The 1,326-nt window shown below is 44.3% G+C and carries 1 protein-coding gene; it reads left to right on the top strand.

The genetic code is table 11. The features are described 5' to 3' along the window. Positions 1-81: 81 nt before the first annotated feature. Complete coding sequence (locus DW49_RS0107425) at positions 82-1,011, top strand: PIN domain-containing protein (RefSeq protein WP_024421184.1); 930 nt, start codon at positions 82-84, stop codon at positions 1,009-1,011. Positions 1,012-1,326: the final 315 nt, after the last annotated feature.

The following is a 1,326-nucleotide window of genomic DNA, read 5'->3' on the forward strand; positions in this document are numbered from 1 at the left end:
GTAGTGAATAGTCCTGCGTTGCTGCCTGCCTGAAAGTGTCCGGATGGCCGTGGAATCGGTGTCCGGATGCTCGTGGAATGAGTGTCCGGATGGTCGTGGAATCCGCAGCACATAGGTGAAGCATTAAATGGCGTAAATGCTTTTCGCCGCAAAGCCAGGATACTTACAAACTCAAAAGATAAAGTGATCAAAAATCTATTCGTCCCTTTTGATCAAGAGCAAATCCAGAACCACGCTATTCAGGTCTTTGACCGCTTTCTAGACGAGTCAGGCACGACAGTCGTTGATCTGAGCAAAGTGGATGGAAATAAGATTGTAGAAATGTACTTCAATCAAACGGCTCCATTTCAAGGTGGAAAGAAGAAAAATGAGTTTCCTGACGCATTTACCTTACTCGCGGTAAAAGCTTCTCTGAAAGGAAGAGAGGAAATCTATGTAGTATCGGAAGATAAGGACTTAATCACTTTTTGCGATGAAAATCCCCGCTTCATCCAAATCGACAGCCTCAACAAGCTTCTCGATCTCTATAACTCTCACGATGAAGACAGATTCAAATTCATCAAGAGTTACCTAGACGAAAACAAGAGAAGTATAATAAACAAAATTAAAAAGCAAATAGAAGATGCCGAGGCTGAAAACGTGTCAACATGGGAAGATTCGGAAGTAGATGAGTTCTCTATATTGGATGTGAGTGGTTTTGAACCATCAATTATCCATATTGACGACGAAGAATGCCAAATTGTGTTTGACGTCGAGGTGCATTACAAGGTCAAGGTAACTGGCCCGGACTACGTAAATGGACGATATGACAAGGAGGATGACGTTATTTACACGTTCGACGAAACTACGCAAGAAGAAGAAGGGGCACTTACGTTTCCTGTTGAAGTCGATTTGTCATACGAGGTAGATGGCGGAGAGTTTATTATTCGAGGTATGGAAATTAACGTTCAAGGATTGTCAGGTGGCATAGAATTCAGTGTTGAAGAAAGCCCATATGAACATTGCAATTAATTATGTCAAAGCAGGCCGGGCGTGGCCCTGCTTTCTGGTTGTCGCTTCGCTTTAAAAGTCGGAAAGCCTAGATACTTTCTCCTGTGTATGAATAAGACGGATTACTGATATTTATAAAACGAAAACCCACTTTATCAAGGACCAACGATCTCTCAAAGCAGATCATCAAAAATAGAAAAAGCCCACTATTGAGCTTTTATTATTGTATTTGCCTTAAAATCAAGGTTATTTAAAATCCAACCGTCTCGACCACCGCCCCCCCCCCCCCCCCCCCCCCCCCCCCCCCCCCCCCCCCCCCCCCCCCCCCCCCCCCCC

It is taken from the genome of Pseudomonas avellanae BPIC 631, from assembly GCF_000444135.1.
GTDB lineage: Bacteria > Pseudomonadota > Gammaproteobacteria > Pseudomonadales > Pseudomonadaceae > Aquipseudomonas > Aquipseudomonas avellanae.